Below are 18,782 nucleotides of genomic sequence, written 5' to 3' on the forward strand. Positions count from 1 at the left end.
AAGTGCTATACCCCTTACCCCGGGGGATAAACGATCTGTACACGTTGATAACCTTGTTTTCAGATGTTTGTAACCTGAATCTGTATGTTGATCCCCAAAAGTTGTTTTCTCCTGAAAGTTGAGATTACTTCATACCATGAACCAACTAGACTGGACCGAATTATTCAATAAAAGGAATACGATTTACACCCAGCTGGCCTTCTGGGTACTTGTTACCTTCCTTTACATTGCGTTAAAAGAATATCCTCAAAACTTTACCGGCGCATCGCTGGTTTGTATCCTGCTGCAGCAGACTTTGGAACTGGCTATCCCCTGCTATTCGCAAAATTACCTCGTGTTACCTTTTTTTAAGAGAGGAAAATGGCCTCTGGGACTTGTTGCGTACGTGTTCCAGGTTGTGTTGCTGATCTTCCTGCTACCCTATTTCCTGAACCTGGCAGGCTCGGCCATTGATCTGTTCTTTCAGGTCGAAAACCGTGTGGACTGGACGCAGGAGCATATTGCATTCAGCATGATTGCTTTTACGCTCATCGCAAGCCCTTTCAAAATAGCTTTGGACAAAGTGGTCCTGGACAAAGAGCAAAAAGAAATGGAGCTCAAACAGCTCAAAGCGCAATTGAACCCCCATTTTCTTTTTAATACTTTAAATAACCTCTACGGATTATCCGTAACGGAATCCAAAAAGCTGCCCGGTCTGATGCTGAAGCTCTCGGACCTGCTCCGGTACTCGCTTTATGATACCAATCAGAACTACGTTCCGCTGGCCAAAGAATTGGAATACATCACCAATTACGTCGAACTGGAAAGGATCCGGCTGAACGACAAAACCCAGATTTTACTCGACCTGAATGGCGATCCCACCGGCCTCTCCGTTGCACCGCTGATGCTGATCGTTTTTGTCGAGAACAGCTTTAAGCATTATTCTTCCCCGCGCGGACAGAAGGCTTTTATTCAGATCCGGTTTTCATTGGATGAAAGCAGTCTGCATCTGAAAATTCTTAATTCAGTGGACGAATCGCTTCCGACGGAGAAAAAAAGCAAAGGTGTCAAAGGTGGGATCGGGCTAGCGAACGTGCGGAAAAGATTAAATTTGATTTACCCTCAAAAGCACCATCTGACCATTCAGAGAGAGCCGGGATCCTACGAAGTTGATCTGAAAATTAATTTAAGCTCAAGATGATTCATTGCATTATCGCCGACGACGAACCTATAGCGAGGGATATCCTGGCCCATTACATCGGACAAGTGCCGTATCTGAGCCTCGCTGGATCATGCGAAGACGCCTTTGAGGCCATGGATCTGATCAAAAAAGGGAACATTGATCTCATCATCCTGGACATCAACATGCCGCGTTTCAGCGGGTTCGAAATGTTGAGGTCGTTGAAAACCTATCCTGCTGTCATCATCACCTCCGCCTATCCCGAATATGCCTTGGAAGGGTTTGAATTATCGGTCACCGATTATCTGTTAAAGCCATTCTCGTTTCAACGGTTTGTACAGGCGACGGAAAAAATCAATAAAACAGCGACTGTCCAGGTGCCCGAGGCCAGGGAAGAGGCGACCGAAGGCTTCGTCATGGTAAAATCTGACAAAAAACTAACCAAAGTCCTCTTCAATGAAATTTCCTTTGTAGAAGCTTACGGCAACTACATCTTCATTTACCGGGGCGGCGAAAAGATTATCACAAAGCAGCCGCTCAGCCAATTTGAACAACTGCTGCCGGAGTCCCGATTCATCCGGACCCACAAATCCTTCATAGTCGCGCTGAGCGCCATTCAATATGTGGAAGGAAACGAGGTGTCCGTCGGGAATAAGCGAATACCGATCGGGAAAGTTTACAGGGAAAATTTACTGAAAAGATTTTAGGCAGGCACCTCTACCGATTGCCTGCCGACCTTACTTCCTCGAACCCAGATTGATCATATAATGCAGGCTGATGCGAGGAGGCGTAAAGAAGCTGGTTTCTGAAAGCACCGAATAGAAGTTAGCAAAGTGCCCTATTTCCAGGTTGATACGGCGTTTGTAACTTATACCGCCCTGCATTCCCAGGAAAATTTGTCTGTGGTTCTGGTATACTCCGCTATAATGAAACCCAAGGTAGGGCCGAAGTTTCCGCGAGCCCATATAACTGCCAAATGCGACCTCGAATGTTTTCAGGGAGATTTTTGCGGAGTAATTTTGATCATAGCGAACGATTGTGTTTGGTGTCATGAAAAAGCTCAATTTAAAATATCGGTTCTGAAATCTACGTGGCAGATTTACTCTTAACCCGAAACCATAGGTAAGCTTATTCTTCATATCAAGGTGTGAACTATTCCAGTTCTCCAAACCGGCATTCAAATCCAGGTCGTAGGTCAGTCCATTGTCTTCTGCCTTGTAAACTTGGCTATCATCAGAAAACGATTGGTTGTATTTTTCAATATACTGCTTCAAATGCCTTTCCTGATAGACCGGAACAGGTACTCTGAATTTGGCCGCGTCGCTGGATAGCTCAGCCAATTGCCTTTTATATTCATCATAAACCAGGAGATACTTCCTGTTGTCGACCTCTTTATGAAACGGATAGTTATACAGTTCCATCAGCTGACTGTTCTTTTCGACAAAGTAATGCGATTGCTCCGCCGCATCCACATATTCGTACAATGATGCTTTTTTACCAGCTACCACTTCCTGTAAAAATAACTGGGCGGAATCCTTGGCTTGCAGTGAAGGCGCAGTGGTGTAAACCTGTTCCAATGAAATATTTAACAGGCCTATCTTTTTACTCTTATAAATTGCCTTGGTAGATTCAAAGCTAAATGCTTTGGTATCTTTTGCAGAATATCTTATTTCCATTGCCTCATTAGCGGCCTTAAACGAAATCATTCTGGGACTTTCCATCCAGCCCTCGTCCCTCACTAACCCGCGGACGGTATCGTTTTGATTGGTAATGATATAGCCATTGACCAGTTTGCCTTGGGCGAAAATTTCCGCACTAGTTATTAATTGAATAAACAGTAACAAAAAAATTGTTACGAGGTTCAAGCATGTAAACTGAATTCTCATGATCGTGTTTTTTTATTATTTAACTGACAATTAAAATGAAAAATTAAGCTTCGAAACAGTAATGATCGTATGTAATAGCCGTATTTGATTCCATAGGTACATAGTGTATTTAAGCGATATAAATACGCAGACTTTCGGCATGAAATATTTGCATATTTAATGCTCGTAGTAACTAGGAAGTAATGGGGGAAGTTGAGTGGCGTTCCTTTGTAGAAGGACTATCGCATTAACTGTGTAAACTTTTCAATCGGGGTTGGGCGACGCTTAAAGCCTGACCCTATTTCAAAAATAGTTAAAAATTGATTCAGGATCATACCCCACTTTCGGATCGGCATGGTGCACACCCGAAACGGCATGGGCTAATCCGGTAACCAAGGCATTTTTATAAGCCTCTCCTTGTGTTTTAGACGGGCTATTGCCAATGCTTGCAGCTCTGCTAATCTGTTGTTGATCATTGGTCAAAGGCGTGTTGAACCATTGCTTGAATGATGCGACAAGTCCATCCCACGGCCACATACCATCCGGGTCAGTGAAGCGCAAAGGGTTGCTGAATGCGTAACTATATGGTGACCAACGTCTTCCTTTCTCGGCCAACGGATCAACCGTACCCCACCTTGCAATCTCCGGCATAAACATCCTTGCACCGTAATCCAGAAAGCCACTGCCTACCTGCAACTCCTTCCCATTATACAAATAGCGATTCACCCCATTCCGAGCCGCTGCCGTCTGTACCGGATTATTCCTGTCAATTTCTAAACCAAAAGGATAATAATCCGTACTCTGAATTATTTTTCCGCTCTCATCAAACACAAGCCTGACATTGCCAAGATGGTCTTTGACATAGTAGTTAAAAGACAAAGAATCTGCTTTGCTCAGAACTACTTGCCCTTCGCTGGTCGCTAACCTTTTAAAAGCATTGGCTTGATTGTATGCAAACGGGCCTGCGTATTTCAGCGTGAGGGTATCGCCTGCATATTTGTGCTTGGTGCCAGCCGCGTCATAATCATACGCAAATGCTTTTGCGCCAATCGTTACTGTCCTCGGCAGGTTCAGATAATTGTAAGTAAGCGTAGCGCCGTTATTACCGTCGCTGGTGACGTTGCCATTTGCATCGTAGCCATAATTGCTGATCCCGCTCTTCAAGCCAAGATTACTGCCCGAGCCGTCCGTGACTGCCGAAAGTCGGTTGCCGGCGTAAGCATAGCTGAGGTTATCTACAGCCGAACCGGTCCGCACGAGGCTTTTGATATTGCCGTTCAAGTCATAGCTGATGCCGTTTTCGATGTCGGCATATCCGCCGAGCCCGGCAGAACCTTTTAACCGGTTGGCGGCATCGTAAGTGAATGACAGCCCTTTCGTCATCGTGTTTTCATCCGGACCGCTCCACAGCATAGACGAAATATTGCCAGACGAATATTGGGCGGCATTAAGGACATTGACATAGTTCAGGGCAAAAGCGTAAAAGGGAGTTTCGGCATTGCCTTGCTTGTACCAGGTCCTGGCTTCGGTCAGCCAGCCCCTGATATTGTTGACATAGTCTGTCCTGCGGCGGAATTGGGTGGGGCTGGATGCGTAGGCATGAAAGTATCTGGATTTTAATTGCCCCAGGATGTTGTAGCGCTGGGCAAGGGTAATGGCCGACTTGGCCTTATTTCCGACCGTTACATCTTCCTGTACACTCAGTAATCTGTCTGCGTGATCATAGGTAAAGGTTTTCAGCAAGCTGTTGGTAACTGTCCCTGCCAACAAATGCTCGGTTTTTTCAAGGTCAACCACCGCGGCCAGATCGTATTTGTATTTGGTGGAAATCCGCTCGGCGGCTGTTGCCCCCAAATCATATAATTGCCGTGTGGTTTGAATGGGCCTGTATTCTGCGTCATAATGAATCGTATTTGTCAACCATGATGCGCCCTGATTGAGCATGCGCACGCCGTAGCCTGTCTGGTGACCTTTCACCGAGGTGTTGTTGGTCACCGCCAATACATTGACATACGCCTGGCTGGCCGGGAATGTGTAATCATCATAATATGTCGCTTTCAGGACATTGTTTTCCGCCACAGAAGGAAGCGTATTGGCAAGTGTGTAACCAATTCCCGAGCCCGATTTATCCTCATGATGCGCCATACTTGCGTTGAAGGCCGATTGATGGCTTGACCGGCCCGCCGCAGAAGCAATCTCTCCCGCCATGACAGGACGGTTAAATGCATCATATTTGGTAAATCCCCAAATGCCCCTCACGAATTGGTTGGCATCCTGCGACATCGCCTGCCGGTCAAAGATGTCATAAACCAATTCGGTTTTACCGCCTCCGGGTACGTATTTGACAATGACCCTACCATACTCGTCGTAGTCATAAAGAAACGCGTAATTGCCCGCATTGGCATCTTGCTGGTATTGGGGTTGTAAAACAGCCCTTAAAAGCCCAAAATCGTCGTATACATAATAGGTGGCCAGGGTTTCGCTTCCGGACGCAATGACTTTTTTACAAATCAGCCTGCCTTTGATATCCGTGAATTCAATGCTTTCATACTGCTGATCATCCAGGGTTTGTTTGCGGAACAATGTACCGGCAGCGTAGTTGCCGCCCGATGAAATGGTTTGGAATATATCCGCATTGGGGGTGTACTTGTACAGCTTTACTTCCGAATCTGAATTGGCGCTGTAGGTGAAATTGGCCGACCTGCTCCTGGTGCCTGGCGCCACCTGGCTGAGTATCCGGTTTGATGGCGATGCTTCAAAAACCGTTTCATGATAGGGCCTGGTCACGTTATCGGCAGGCGTTGGCGTTGCCTGCAGGCCAGCAGTATTGGCAAGGTACCAGCTGGCGGAGGTCGAAATGGCATTTTGCTGAAAAGCACCATTGCCTCCGCCGACATAGGGCAGATAGTTTTTGGGTTGACGCCCGTATGCATCATATTCGATAGGCACAATCAGGTCGGTCCCTGCGGTGCTCTGACCTACAGAAACAGTTTGTGAAGGCCTCCCCAACCCGTCCAGATATTGGACCTGAATGTCGACCTTGCTGATATCATTGACTGACGCGCCAGTTTGCTTGAAAGTCCTCGAAAGGACAAAGTTCTCGCTGGCCGTCTGGGCAATTGATGCTACGGCACTGGCGAGCCAAAAAATGCAGATCAAATGATGTTTCATAATTTCCAGGGTAAGTGTGGGTGGTTATTGTTTGACAATACGGTGGGTGGTGACAGCCCCGTTGGTACCGGTAATCTGAATAATGTAAGCCCCTGCCGGAAGTAGATCGATATTGATTTGCCGGTCAGGTCTGTCCACTTTCTGCACCATTTTTCCCTGTACGTCGTAAATTTTCAGATGGCTTATTTTTTCGAACTGCGAAGATTCCAGGTTCAACTTGTCGCCTTGCTGCAAGGGGTTGGGAAATAAGGAAGTTTCCATATCGAAATGCAGGCTTTCGATCCTGCTGTAGGCGTAATTGCCGTCCATGCGGTCGACCATTTTGAGGCGGTATAAATTGTCACCCGATACCGGACTCCCGTCCCGGAATGCATAATATTGCAGGCCTTTACTTTCGCCCTTTGCATCTACGCTCCCTATGCGCACCCATTGCTTGCCGTTAATGCTACGCTCAATGTCAAAACGCTCGCTGTTGGTTTCCTCGGTGGTATTCCAGGATAGCAGTGCAGAATTATTTTCCTTGATCGCGTTAAAATTTACAAGTGTAACCGGGAGTGCCACCTGACCGATCAGAGTGAGCGGTGGAGGAGAAACGGCACCGGTTGCAGAAATCAAGTCGCAGGCAACGATCTGTCCAGCGTAGTTGTAGCAATAGGATGCACGGACATTACCGCTGTTGTCCTTGATGGCCTTTAACCTGGAAAGGGGATCATATTCGTAAACCAGGTTTTTAGCCGCTGGGTCAATGGCCCTGGTTGCGCCAATCAAAGGGTTATAAACGTAGGCGGAAACCAGAGCACCCGGAAGCCCGTTGCGAACATCCTCCAGTTTGTTTTTGATAGCTATAGGATCAGTCAATGCTGCCATTTGCGCGAAACTCGTTCCGGCTAGGGCCGAGCTTACAGCGGCATTGTCGGCATTTTGTATTTCGGCAACCGGCTTCTGACCGTTGTGTGACCAGAGATAAGAAAGCTTATCAACCCCTTTAAAAAGCAGGCTCAGCGGGTTTCCCTGCGTATCGTAATGGGTGTACCTGATGTTTTCCCGGTAAGAAGCAGACGCAGTCTCGTCGGTTGTGCCTGCGTAATATTGAAAATTAACCCCGATTGAACCATTTAGCCCTTTGAAGCCGAATTGTTTATAAGGCATGATCAGGAATGCCTTCCGCGGGTTACCTGTAAATGATCTATAGGTGGTGACAGTAGCCTCGATTACCTTTTTATCATTGGGCGCTTTTTCAAGAACGGTTGTCTGTTCCAATGGGTAGGCAACCATGTTGGAATCGATCATGGACTGAATGAATGCGGCCTTCCCCGGCGTATTCTTAAAATCGATAGGATATTTAAATGTTGTCTCTTCAATGGTGCCGTCACTTTGGCCAATCCGCTGTTTGGTAAGCTGCCGGTGCTCTGGATTGGCATACTCCAAATGGGTTGTCACGATAACCGGCGAAGAGGAAGCGTTTGCTCCGTAATCTTTGGTCACTTCGGTTTTGTTTCTGACCCATCCGGCGACGGCCCTGTATCCTTTTACGTAATATTCTTTATTGTCGGGGTTGCCATAAACAGTCCCTCCCGGCGAATTGTAAGAAGCAATGTGCTCGGCATATATGGCTGGTGAAGAATTGACAACGACTTCTGCCATATCCGGATAGGTTTTGAAGGACTCGTATGCTTTATTGGACAGATCGGTACGATAATGAGTGGTCACCGAAGGCAGTCCTCTTGCGAATTCATAGCTTGCGATAGGTCCGAACATTCTGGAACCGCCTCCTGCCATCATGATCCCATAATAGTCTGTATAAGAATCAAAGGAGGTGAATGCATGCCGTTGTCTGTTATCCTGCGTCCTTTCTTCCACATTAAAATAGATCAGCGGCGTAAGACTCATACTGTTAATGGGTTCGGACTTCCATATTTGAGCCGAGGATGCAGAATTATCCAGGTAAACCTTCTTAATGACACTTGAAGTATTGATGGAATCCGCCAGTGACCCGCTCGATCGGCTCCCGTCAGCGAAGTTATCGTAGAAATACTCCTTGACAGTAGCCAGTGCTCCCACTCCCGTGTAATTCGAAACCTTTTTAATCCTGAGGCCGCCCACATCACCTTTGATTAACGTCACAATCTTTTTCACTTTGATGTGGATATCAATCTCGCCGTTGACAGGCATATCAGCAACAATGCAAGGGTGCGGCGTGAAGTTCGCGGCGGTGTAAGACCCGGCGGCAAGGGAGCCCGTTTGTGTCAATGGTTTACAGGGAGCGTTTTGAGGCACATAGTCGAAACTATATGTGGATTCGAAAGCCCTGGTCTCGGGCAATGAAAACGGTTGCGACTGGATCAGGTCAAGGCCATTGGACGTCTTGCGCCAGACGAACCCATAATGATCATAAGTCACCTTTGTGGTCGTGTATTCCAGGGACTGGACGTAACTGAGGGTATTTAACTCATATTCCAGGGTGGTGTAACCCTGGGTTGGGTAGTGGATCGCCGTCATAGCACCCATCAGCGTTCCGGTCAGATAAGGCTGCCTGTCCGCCCCAAACTCGGCAATTAAATTGTTGCCATTGTCGACACCGTTGTAGTAACCCCAGTTGTCAATGCTCCTGGTTAACCCTGTATTTGCGCTGCCATAATAGTCAAAAGTATAAGGCTTCGCTTCGGCTGCCCCGTTTTTTTCCTGAAACTTTGCGAGATTTTCCGGATCAACCGGATCATAAGTAAAATCAAAGGTCTTGATCTGAACCGGGTTGGCCGGATTACTGATGTCCTTCAGTACAATTTGGCTGAGCCTTTGATAATAACTGGTTTCACCATCAACCTGCTTGTTTTGCTGCGTTGAATTGAATTGCAGCTCCCAATTGCTACCCTGGATTTTTGTGAGAGCTATTTCTTCGGAATAATTTTTAACAACAACATTGTTCTCTTCATTGATGAAGAAATTGGGAGGAGAGCCCAAATCCGGAAGCTGCAAAACTTTCCGTTGCGAGAAACTGGCCTGAATTCTCTTAAAGTTGTCTGTCGGCGCAGTGTAAGTAAACCGGATGCTTTCTCCGTGGGTACCAATGATTTCTGACAAATGCCAGGCGGAAATCGCTTTTTTGAATTTATCGAAAGCCTCGCCGGAAACCAGTGACCAACTGTATTCAGCATTTCTAAAAATGTATTTAGTCCCGTCTTCTGTTCGGATGATCCACTTGGTGAAAGTATTGCCGATGAAATTGTGGCCTGAGCCAGGATCAAGCGGAAAAGACATTTCGTACTGAATATCCAAGGCCTGGCCTGTCGTGTTATAAATTTTTCCGTCAGTTCCGAAGAAGAATTTTCCACCAATCCCGCCGAACGAGAAATTAAACATATCAGGTTCCCCATCTTTAATTCCATTGGCGATTTGGGTCAAAAAATTATAATCCACTGCCAGATCGTTCTCCCGGTTTTCAAGAGCCGTTTTGACTGTTGGACCGGTGATTAAATAGCCATCATAACCCGAACCACCCTCATCCCTGCCGCCATGGACGGTTCGGGTGATCACGCCCACCGGCAGCGACCAACCCCGTCCGACCCAGCTGGATTCCTCGGATGGCCGATACCCGCTATACTGATAGTCAATAGTCACCGGCCATTCGAGATTACCTTCCCTTGCCGAATAGATCGGGATTTTTACGGACACAGTTCCGGTACTCAAATTCACAGGGATATCCCCGTACTTTGAAAAGCTTGCCGCACCGGGAGACGGAGGTATCATGTTCGGCTTTTGCGCGAAGAGCGTTACTGCATTCAATAGGAGCAGCATGCACGCCATTAACAGTGATTTCATGGCTCAGTTCAGTTTGATTTTCCAGACTTGATTAGTTGGATAGCTTTGCGTTGTTACGCGGTTGAATTTCCTGCCGCCGAAAAGGAATATATTCCCGGAAAAATCCGTGAGTGCATTTCCCTCGCTAATGGCGTCCGGTGCGTTTTGAGCAATTACCCTATGCCATTGGACCGACCTTGGGTTAAACTGCCAGATGTACGGATCAATATCTACCTCTTCGTCTGTAATCTTGTTCTGTCCGCCATATAAATAGAAGTTGCCCAGTTCGTCTGTCCAGGTAATGGCTCGAGTGCGGTGACCTGGGTACGATAAATGGTCTCTGATTCCATCGGCCCTGCCGAACAGATTGGTACTGCCACCTGCCCATTGCCACTTGGCAGTTGCTATGTCAAAGAACCAAAGATCTGAAAGTGCGCCGGAATCCTTTCCTGTCGTGTCGATCCCGGTTCCTCCGTATAGCCAGAGCTTATGAGCCCTTTCATCATACCACGCAGCAGCGTTCGAACGGGCCGAGGGACAGGGTCGGGCACCCCCTTCCTTCGAGGGAAATATCCCCTTATGGTTGGCAATGTCGTTGCCTGCAACCCACGTCCAGACTTGCCCTTCCGGCTCATACATCCATAGATCGTTAAATAGATCCTCAGAGCCTCTACGGTAATCCCTGCTAAATCCTCCAAAAGCCATAAATGACCATCCTGATCTGTCCAGGTTGAAGCGCCTGCACGGCTTCCGGGATAAATGTCTGCGCTGGCAACACCTTTGCTATCGCCCCAAACTGCATTCAGGTTGATTTCGGTCTTACCCGAAATGCGCTTCCAGGTATTATTTGCTGGGTTGTACTTCCACAAGTCATTGAAATAGTCAGTATCATTAAGCTGCTTGCCACCCATCAGCCAGAGATTTCCTTGCTTATCGCGCCAGCAGGCTGCATTGCGGCGGGAGGATGGGGAATCGGGATTGTCTAAATCCGGCGAAAAGATTTCACCTTTTCCTTTTAGTCGCTGCCAGTCATTCGTACCCGGATCATATTTCCAGAGATCATCCAGCAAACCCCAGTTGCCATTACCGTCGTAACCAATCCCTGAGAAAACCAGTAGGTTCCCGGTCGCGTCCTGCCAGCTGCAGGCCCCTGACCTGGGCGAGGGTATATCCGTTGAGCCCAGATTGTATGAGGTATCCTTTAAGATTCTCTGAAATTTGGATTGAATTTCTGAGTTTAATGATTTCGAAGGTTTGATTTCTTCCCAATGTCTGCTTTGGGCATGCGAGACACTTGAGGCCAGCAAAAGTGGGAGAATTAGAGAAGGTAGGTTTTTCTTCATAGACTGGTAGTTAGCAGGTCAGAGGCCAGGAGCGCTCTGATCCTCGGTGAATAAAAAATGAATTAAACAACCGCAACCGCGCGCGAAATGCACGGAATTCCCGCTGGACAGATGACCAAAAAGGAAAAGCTATGAAGAACGTGAGATGAACTTATCCCCGTTTCGGGAGATGATTATGCAAGGCAAAAGACCTGCATACGTATTTTAAATGGTGGGAACGGAGATACTTTTACACTAATTACTGATAAGACAATAATTAGTACAACCAACACAAACATAAATACTATTGTGTGAGCGTAAAATTTCATTTATCAAACGGCGCACTAGTGTGAGAAATCCTTATGTAGAAAAGGGGATTCCTTCGACTTGAATTCCTTCTGGAAACAATTTGGCGAAGCAACTTTTTTCCGGGTATAAACAGGGACGACGATCCCAAAGTCAAGTTAATTGCCAAAGAGCCGGATACCCGGGGATGGTGTCGGTTCCATGACAGAAAATTAGATTGGGCGATATAAATGTTGTTGTCTTTTAAAAAAGTAGCGGACAACAATTAATATTTGTGCAAATAAAAAAGCACCTACAAGTTTTATCTCGTAAGTGCTTGATTTTCATTGTGGGAGTTGAGGGATTCGAACCCCCGACCCTCTGCTTGTAAGGCAGATGCTCTGAACCAACTGAGCTAAACTCCCCTTTCCCGTCGTTTGGGAGTGCAAATATGTGGGACGAAATTTATCTCTGCAAACATTTCAGGCAAAAAAAATAAAATAATTTACAACGTCCTGAGGATCAACTTCCAATTATTCAAAGTTTAAATACAACGTAACTGTGTGTGTTGTCATTTTCTGAATTCCGACCCCTACCGAATTCTTGGTAGGCTGAAACATATTGGTCAACCCTTGCGAAAAACGCAGTTCCGGGGCGAATTTGAAGAACTCGAAGAATTGTTCGTAACCAACGCCGAAATCAATAGAAACATCGCTTGACTTGGTATCCAATCGGCCACCGCCGCTTCCTCCCCTGCTTCTTTTAACATTCGTTTCGATCCCGAATGTCGCACCTGCCAGCATATACATCCGCGAATTTACCCTTCTCAGAGACTTGTATTTAAGTAAAACGGGCACCTCGATCCAGGTCGATTCGCGTTTCTCAATCCTGTCAGTACCATTGGGATAGCTGAATTTTACGTTGCGTTCGTACAATGAAACGGAAGGAGTCGTGCGCAGGTCAAAATGGTCGGTCAGAAAGGCATTTACAATAAAACCCATCCTGAACGCAGCGTTCGTGGGGGATTGGATCACGAAAGCCGAATCCTTCGGAATAAAATCTTTGCTATGCTTGATATTGAACCTTGTAAAAGGAACCGCAAAAAGGATACCGTAATGTATAGGTTTGTCGTCGTAATATTCGAGGTGCTTTCTTCTGTATCCGATGCCCTGCGCCTGTAATTCCTGGGCTGTTGTGAGCAACAGCATAACGCCAAATATTACTTTTGACCGATGTAAATTGAACAGATCCCGAAGGTAAGTGGTATGCATTTGGTATTTATGAAACCTGCTTTTTTATAAATTTCAAGAAAAGCCTCGCCATCGGGAAATGCCTGAACAGATTCAGGCAGATATGTATATGCCGAATTATCCTTTGAGACGGCATTTCCAATGACTGGTAATATGTATTTGAAATAAAAATTATACAGTTGTTTAAATGGAAAGCTGCGGGGTTTGGAAAACTCCACTACCACACAATTTCCTCCTGGCTTCATTACGCGGTTCATCTCGGTCAGCCCAGCCAGTAAATTCTGGAAATTACGTACTCCAAACGAAACGATGATCGCGTCAAAATAATTGTTTGCAAAAGACAAACTTTCCGAGTCGCCGCTTTGCAGGCTGATCACATCCTGCTTCCCGATCCTGGCTATTTTTTCACGCCCGACGGCCAGCATTCCTTCTGAAATATCAACGCCAATGATTTTTTCAGGCTTAAGAGCAAGCGCTTCGATTGCAAAGTCGCCCGTGCCTGTGGCAATGTCGAGAATGACTTTTGGTTGCTGCTTTCTCAGGAGTTTAATCGCCCTTTTCCGCCAGTAGATATCCACCCCGCCACTTAAAAGATGATTGAGCAAATCATATTTTGGCGAAATATTATCAAACATTTCGGCTACCTGTTCCCTCTTGCTTCCTTCCTTGTCTTTATACGGTACTACGCTCATTTTTTTCTCCAGATAAATGCAATTCTAAACAAAACTAACAGATAATTACGGTTATCTCGTTCCTAAAACCCCCAATTTGACGGACCTGAGTTACCAGGAGCGAAATCGCACGTCTAAATAGCAGTTGAACAATTCTTTAATCAATCCTTTGCTATGCGCGCGGTCGTCTTCTTCATTGCCTTTTCCCTGGGCCCCATTTGCCTGAATGCTCAGCCATCGTGGCGAAAATTCTCAACCAATGGTATCAGCGCAAAAAAGAGCTATCTCAGGAAAGAAAAGTTATGCTTCTCTTTCTCCGTCCGTAGTGGGTTGACCCAGTTTTTTGGAGAACTGAATGAGCAGGATATGCGGGGAACAACCGGAATAAGTATCGGGCGGGCTTTCAGTAAACATTTTTCTTTGAACCTGGATTACACTGCAGGTAAGATCGGGGGGCAGGCGACCTCTTTCTTCAACTCCTATTTTATTAATGAATACAATACGCTTGAATGCCTTTTTAAATGGAACCTCACGGAACAGTTCAACCGCCTTGAACCAGGGCCTGTCAATTTCTATGTTTACGCAGGCTGCGGTCAGATCTGGTTCAGTGCAAACGCATTCGATATCGACAATGATCAGCTGGTCAGATTTACAAATAGCCAGTTGAGTGCAAGAAACCCGTTATTTTTACGGTGGGGACCTGCAAAAGGGCCAACCGGAATCAAAAAGACCAGAGAAGGCGTGCTGCCTCTCGGCACTTCCCTGGACTATGAGCTGTTACCACATTGGAAGATCGGCCTCGACTATCGTTTTTACTTTGTACGGACAGATAAACTCGATGCTACTTCGGGCCAAAGATTGATCAATCCTGAGGAAAGTACGACTTACAGCGATACGCCCAATGATAAGTTCAGCTTGCTTTCTTTGTTCCTAACTTTCCGTTTTAGGAAACCAAAGTAAAATCTAACACCCTTAACTATGCCAACTAACGCCGTTAAGTACAAGCTTTATCCCACGTTACTCAACGTTTTTGACCGTTTTGAAAAAGGATATATTAATGAAGATGAGTTGCTTAACAGGGTTAACCGGGTACCCGTCCCGCAAACGGAAGCTCAGCGCAAAGGCGCGTCATTTGAAGAGGCTGTCATTAAGGGGATTGATGAAGAATTGTACGACTACCAAATATTGGAAAAGGTTCGGGCATTGCTGCCCAGACCTATGCTGAAAACCCAGGTTTATTGCGAATACCAGCTCGACGATGTTCTGCTATATGGCTACGTAGACGTTTTAGGCAAGACACTCGCCGTCGATATCAAAACTACCAATAATTATGTGCCAGGATGCTACGCGATGAGCCATCAGAATTTTTACCTGCCAGCCTTACGCGCAAAAGGGATCAGGAGTTTGCGCTATATCATTACCGATTTTATAGGAGTTTATCAGGAAGACTACGACCATTCATTGGATTTTGCCCACCAGATCGCGCAGATCAGGTCCTTTTGTGAATTTTTAGAAAACCACCGGGACCGCATAACAGATAGAAGGATATTCGGAAGTTAGCCCGGCCTTTGAAAGCTACTATGTAGTCCCGGCTTTCAGATTTACACAATCCAAACCATATTCCTCAAATTTTTCATGGTAAACAAGATATGGTTAAGGCGATCTATCAGAAATTAAGTGCGGTTTCTTTATGCCTTTCCAAACCAGCTTCTTTCCTGCCAATCAATAGTCAGCACCTGGTAACTACCCATCCAATACCTTTCTGGTTTGATTCACAAAGGTAACTCGGACTAAGAAAAGGAAACTCTGTATAACGGCTGCCATATAATCTTATGAAAGGGCTTAGTGGTTTAGCGCCTCCGCCTTTTGGCCGAATGACCTTCTCTCGACAAAAGTTAAACGAAACGGTATTTTATAAACGTCTGACCAATGATTTAAGAAGACTGCGACCTTTTTCCCATTACCAAACAATGCGATTCAAACTTAGGAGCTATTCGTATAACGGAGCCGTTGTAGTACTCCTTCTTCCAATCTGGAACCCAGTCCAGCCGATAAAATACTGACACATCAATTCAGGGAAGCAGGCAAAATTCTCCGATTGCCTGTTCTTGACATATCATTTTTACCAAGACAGGCTTCTTTTCATTTTAGGGGGAAGGTATCCGCTACGATTAAAATCATCGATTAAAAGCTGAGCAGGCCATTTACCGGCTGAAAATGCGAAAACAAAAATGTTTTTCAGTGGTGATGGACGGAACCGAACCGCCGACACAAGGATTTTCAGTCCTTTTTTAATGCTTTCCTATATACGTCAAAAATATATATTATATTGAAAATAAGTCAGTTACACTATTTTTGTATTCATGTGAAATCATATGAAATGATATAAAAAAGGCAAATGTTGTCCAATTGTTGTCCAATTTTCTTAGTAATTTTAGGTCATGGCAACGATAAAAGCAGTACTCAAACGCAACAAAAAGAAGGACGGGACATATCCCATTGCGCTTCGGATCACGAAGGATCGCAAATCGTACTTTATGTTACTGGACTACAGTGTTCCCGAGGAACTCTGGGATTCGGATAAAGGGCGTATCCGTAAAAGCCACCCCAATTCCACCAGGCTTAATAATCTCATTGCCAAAAAAATAGCTGAGTTAAGCGATAAGGCAATAACACTCGAATCTGAAAAGGAGGCCGTTACCGCCAGTTTCATAAAAAGGAGCAGCAAGAAGGCGCGTACACCGATGTTTTTTGAATATGCCGAAAAGTATCTGTCTTTGTTAAAAGAATCCGGCAAGTACAATCAATACACCGCTGATAAGCCAAGGGTAAAACATTTCAGGGCTTTTCTCAAACAAGATGTGTCATTTCAGGAGATCACCGTCTATCTACTGGAGTCCTTCAAAGCACATGTAACGAATTCTCTAAAATTATCCGAGCGTTCTGCGGTGAATCATTTATCGATGATACGTTCAGTCTTTAGTTTGGCTAAACGCGAGGAGGCTATCAAGCCGGAGCAAACCCCCTTTGGAAAAGGAAAAGTGATCATCAAATTCCCTGAGACCGGGAAAATAGGTCTTAATGCAGAAGAGATTAAAAAGCTGGAAGAAATAGAACTTCCAGAAAGAGCCAACCATTGCCGGAACCTTTGGTTAGTCTCCTATTATTTCGCAGGAATGCGCATATCGGATCTGCTCCGACTGCGCTGGAGTGACTTCCAAAATGGTCGGCTAGTGTACGTGATGGGCAAAAATGATAAAGTCGGTTCACTGAAGATCCCGGAAAGGGCGGAGAGAATACTTGAACAGTACAAACCGTTAAAAAAGAAAAACAACGATTTCGTTTTCCCAGAACTGAAGGAGGTTGATTCTTCTGATCAGTTTATCACAGAGCGAACAATTGCTTTCAAAACCAGTGCAATTGATAAGTGGCTTCAAAAAGACGTGGCAACAGCTGCAGGAATCACAAAAAAACTGACTATGCATATTGCCAGGCATTCGTTCGCCACCGAAGCGGGCGATAAAGTCAATATCCAGATGCTTCAGAAGCTTTATCGGCATTCCAGTATCTTGACAACAATTGGTTACCAATCTGCATTTATCAATAAGGATGCAGATGAGGCGTTGGATAAGGTCCTTGGGAACGGGTAAGGGCAGCGGTACACTGCCAGATTGCTATAAATTTCCAGGCTAGTTCGAAAATTGGCCTAACGGCCGACGAGGCGGGGGAGCGAAAAAAATAGAGTTGCCCACAGCTGAAAATTATACGCGAAACCTCCGACCTGTTTCCTTATTTTGCTGGCATGCGGGTTTCGGATGTATTTAGATTGAAATGGTCGGATTTCAGAATGACCGTTTGTATTACTAAATTGGTAAAAACCTAAAGCGGAATCATTGAAGGTGCCGGACAAGGTAGCGGAGATTTTGTGGCACTATTCAAAGAGTAACGTTCATGATCTGATCTTCTTTGATCTTGCCAAGATATCCGATCTTCTAAATCATATGAGGTGCAAAGTGATACCAAAACGCGGGTTAGAGGCTCTAACGATTATTTGAAAAATGTGGCTGAGAGAATGAACCTCACAAAGCTACTTCCCCTGCATGTTGCCCGCCAACTATTGCTCAGATATTAGCGGATCGCATACCAGCCAACATTCTTTAACGGCTTTACAGACACTCGCACATTAAACTCTTATGGGGTTTCATAGTAACTTTATTAACAAAACGGCAGATGATGCCTTGGATTTGGTAATAATTTTCTAAGCTAGCTTCTTTCAATTTCACTGAGAAGACTGTGAGGTTGTTTGTAATACTGCAATTATGCCGCATGAAGACGATTACCGATAAATAATAAGACCACCAATAATTTAATATATTAGCAAAAAAGTGATAACATACGGAACGTAACCGCTCCCCCCAATCATGCGTTTCAAACTTGCTTTAAAACCGTTCAGAGATAGACAACAACTGTTGTTCAACTACCAATATCCTCTTCAGGCGTGGATCTATAAATTATTACATGATGCCGATTCGGAGTATGCGGCCTTTCTGCATCGAAAGGGCTACATGGTTCCCAACGGAAATAAATCTTTTAAACACTTCACATTTTCGTCCCTAATCATTCCAAAGATCGAAAAACCCAAACCAGGTGATTCGTATATGCGTTTACGTTCCGACGAAATTTCGCTAATCGTATCTTTTTATATGGACCAGGCGGCAGAGGATTTTATTGTTGGTCTTTTCCAAAGTCAAAAGCTTAGTCTGTACAACCGGGATTATCAAGCGGATTTCGTTGTGGAGCGCGTTGAAACCTTACCCGTTGACATTCCGGAAGGTAATCAGCCCACACTCAGACTTCGGACACTTTCGCCCATGGTGATTGCCGAGAAAGTGGAAAACATGGATCAATACTTAGCGCCGGATGATGATAAATTCGCGATGCTGCTGGCCCATAATGTGGTGGACAAGTACAGGAGTGTTCAGGAAAATGGGGGATTGATCATGAACGCGGAAGTTGCGCAGCGACTGGTTAAATTCAAATTATTACCCGATCAGAACATCAAGCAACGCGGCATGCTGGTGAAGGAAGGTAAGGAAAGCAAACAGACCAAAGTGATTGGTTTTCACAATTTTGAATTCGAGCTTACTGCGCCAAGGCAGATATTGGAGGTGGCGTTGGCGAGTGGGATTGGGAAGTATTCGAGTACGCTGGGGTGTGGGTGTTGTGAGGTGGTGTACAACATTTAATTCAGCTTTGAAAAC

The 18,782-nt window shown here is 45.5% G+C and carries 13 protein-coding genes and 1 tRNA gene; 7 read left to right on the forward strand and 7 right to left on the reverse strand.

Features of this window, described 5'->3' with window-relative positions:
• Positions 1–136: 136 nt before the first annotated feature.
• Together AC1XUF_RS25340 and AC1XUF_RS25345 are read left to right on the forward strand one after the other, a co-directional pair.
• On the forward strand, positions 137–1,180 hold the full coding sequence (locus AC1XUF_RS25340) for a sensor histidine kinase (protein ID WP_483344653.1): 1,044 nt from the start codon (positions 137–139) through the stop codon (positions 1,178–1,180).
• Entirely contained in the window at positions 1,177–1,866 is a 690-nt protein-coding gene (locus AC1XUF_RS25345; protein WP_483344654.1) for a LytR/AlgR family response regulator transcription factor, read from the forward strand. Before AC1XUF_RS25340 ends, AC1XUF_RS25345 begins: the two co-directional genes overlap by 4 nt.
• A gap of 30 nt (positions 1,867–1,896) precedes the next feature.
• Here the strand turns inward: AC1XUF_RS25345 and AC1XUF_RS25350 are convergent, their stop codons facing one another.
• The 7 genes from AC1XUF_RS25350 to ubiE all read right to left on the reverse strand — a co-directional run bounded on the left by AC1XUF_RS25350 (position 1,897) and on the right by ubiE (position 13,542).
• Complete coding sequence (locus AC1XUF_RS25350) at positions 1,897–3,045, reverse strand: hypothetical protein (protein WP_483344655.1); 1,149 nt, start codon at positions 3,043–3,045, stop codon at positions 1,897–1,899.
• A 282-nt stretch (positions 3,046–3,327) separates the two neighbouring features.
• Positions 3,328–6,195 carry a DUF6443 domain-containing protein gene (locus tag AC1XUF_RS25355; RefSeq protein ID WP_483344656.1) on the reverse strand — a complete coding sequence of 956 codons (2,868 nt, stop codon included), beginning with the start codon at positions 6,193–6,195 and terminating at the stop codon, positions 3,328–3,330.
• Between the two features lie 24 nt (positions 6,196–6,219).
• Positions 6,220–10,014 (reverse strand): T9SS type A sorting domain-containing protein, encoded by a 3,795-nt coding sequence (locus tag AC1XUF_RS25360; protein WP_483344657.1) that lies wholly within the window; start codon positions 10,012–10,014, stop codon positions 6,220–6,222.
• Between the two features lie 383 nt (positions 10,015–10,397).
• Positions 10,398–11,336 (reverse strand): Kelch repeat-containing protein, encoded by a 939-nt coding sequence (locus AC1XUF_RS25365; protein WP_483344658.1) that lies wholly within the window; start codon positions 11,334–11,336, stop codon positions 10,398–10,400.
• 614 nt (positions 11,337–11,950) lie between these two features.
• A tRNA-Val gene (locus AC1XUF_RS25370) sits at positions 11,951–12,025 on the reverse strand.
• 108 nt (positions 12,026–12,133) lie between these two features.
• Complete coding sequence (gene porT, locus AC1XUF_RS25375; RefSeq protein WP_483344659.1) at positions 12,134–12,808, reverse strand: type IX secretion/gliding motility protein PorT/SprT; 675 nt, start codon at positions 12,806–12,808, stop codon at positions 12,134–12,136.
• A gap of 11 nt (positions 12,809–12,819) precedes the next feature.
• Positions 12,820–13,542: a bifunctional demethylmenaquinone methyltransferase/2-methoxy-6-polyprenyl-1,4-benzoquinol methylase UbiE gene (gene ubiE / locus AC1XUF_RS25380; protein WP_483344660.1), complete on the reverse strand. Its 723-nt coding sequence runs from the start codon at positions 13,540–13,542 to the stop codon at positions 12,820–12,822.
• Positions 13,543–13,695: 153 nt separating this feature from the next.
• On the opposite strand from ubiE, the gene AC1XUF_RS25385 reads away from it, so the two are divergent.
• The 5 genes from AC1XUF_RS25385 (at position 13,696) to cas6 (ending at position 18,767) form a co-directional block, all read left to right on the forward strand.
• Positions 13,696–14,481, forward strand: a complete 786-nt coding sequence (locus AC1XUF_RS25385) for a hypothetical protein (protein ID WP_483344661.1) — start codon at positions 13,696–13,698, stop codon at positions 14,479–14,481.
• Positions 14,482–14,499: 18 nt separating this feature from the next.
• Positions 14,500–15,081, forward strand: a complete 582-nt coding sequence (locus AC1XUF_RS25390) for a hypothetical protein (RefSeq protein WP_483344662.1) — start codon at positions 14,500–14,502, stop codon at positions 15,079–15,081.
• A 472-nt stretch (positions 15,082–15,553) separates the two neighbouring features.
• Positions 15,554–15,709, forward strand: coding sequence for a hypothetical protein (locus AC1XUF_RS25395; RefSeq protein ID WP_483344676.1), 156 nt, complete (start codon positions 15,554–15,556; stop codon positions 15,707–15,709).
• Between the two features lie 253 nt (positions 15,710–15,962).
• Complete coding sequence (locus AC1XUF_RS25400; protein WP_483344663.1) at positions 15,963–17,171, forward strand: phage integrase SAM-like domain-containing protein; 1,209 nt, start codon at positions 15,963–15,965, stop codon at positions 17,169–17,171.
• 771 nt (positions 17,172–17,942) lie between these two features.
• Entirely contained in the window at positions 17,943–18,767 is an 825-nt protein-coding gene (gene cas6, locus AC1XUF_RS25405; RefSeq protein ID WP_483344664.1) for a CRISPR-associated endoribonuclease Cas6, read from the forward strand.
• Positions 18,768–18,782: the final 15 nt, after the last annotated feature.

It is taken from the genome of Dyadobacter sp. HNCC25DJ185, from assembly GCF_056895195.1.

Excerpts from the sequence above, each read along its gene's own strand:
- AC1XUF_RS25355 (WP_483344656.1), bottom strand. The coding sequence starts at position 6,195 with ATGAAACATCATTTGATCTGCATTTTTTGGCTCGCCAGTGCCGTAGCA.
- ubiE (WP_483344660.1), bottom strand. The coding sequence starts at position 13,542 with ATGAGCGTAGTACCGTATAAAGACAAGGAAGGAAGCAAGAGGGAACAG.
- AC1XUF_RS25385 (WP_483344661.1), top strand. The coding sequence starts at position 13,696 with ATGCGCGCGGTCGTCTTCTTCATTGCCTTTTCCCTGGGCCCCATTTGC.
- porT (WP_483344659.1), bottom strand. The coding sequence starts at position 12,808 with ATGCTGTTGCTCACAACAGCCCAGGAATTACAGGCGCAGGGCATCGGA.
- AC1XUF_RS25365 (WP_483344658.1), bottom strand. The coding sequence starts at position 11,336 with ATGAAGAAAAACCTACCTTCTCTAATTCTCCCACTTTTGCTGGCCTCA.
- AC1XUF_RS25340 (WP_483344653.1), top strand. The coding sequence starts at position 137 with ATGAACCAACTAGACTGGACCGAATTATTCAATAAAAGGAATACGATT.
- AC1XUF_RS25400 (WP_483344663.1), top strand. The coding sequence starts at position 15,963 with ATGGCAACGATAAAAGCAGTACTCAAACGCAACAAAAAGAAGGACGGG.
- AC1XUF_RS25360 (WP_483344657.1), bottom strand. The coding sequence starts at position 10,014 with ATGAAATCACTGTTAATGGCGTGCATGCTGCTCCTATTGAATGCAGTA.
- AC1XUF_RS25390 (WP_483344662.1), top strand. The coding sequence starts at position 14,500 with ATGCCAACTAACGCCGTTAAGTACAAGCTTTATCCCACGTTACTCAAC.
- cas6 (WP_483344664.1), top strand. The coding sequence starts at position 17,943 with ATGCGTTTCAAACTTGCTTTAAAACCGTTCAGAGATAGACAACAACTG.
- AC1XUF_RS25345 (WP_483344654.1), top strand. The coding sequence starts at position 1,177 with ATGATTCATTGCATTATCGCCGACGACGAACCTATAGCGAGGGATATC.
- AC1XUF_RS25350 (WP_483344655.1), bottom strand. The coding sequence starts at position 3,045 with ATGAGAATTCAGTTTACATGCTTGAACCTCGTAACAATTTTTTTGTTA.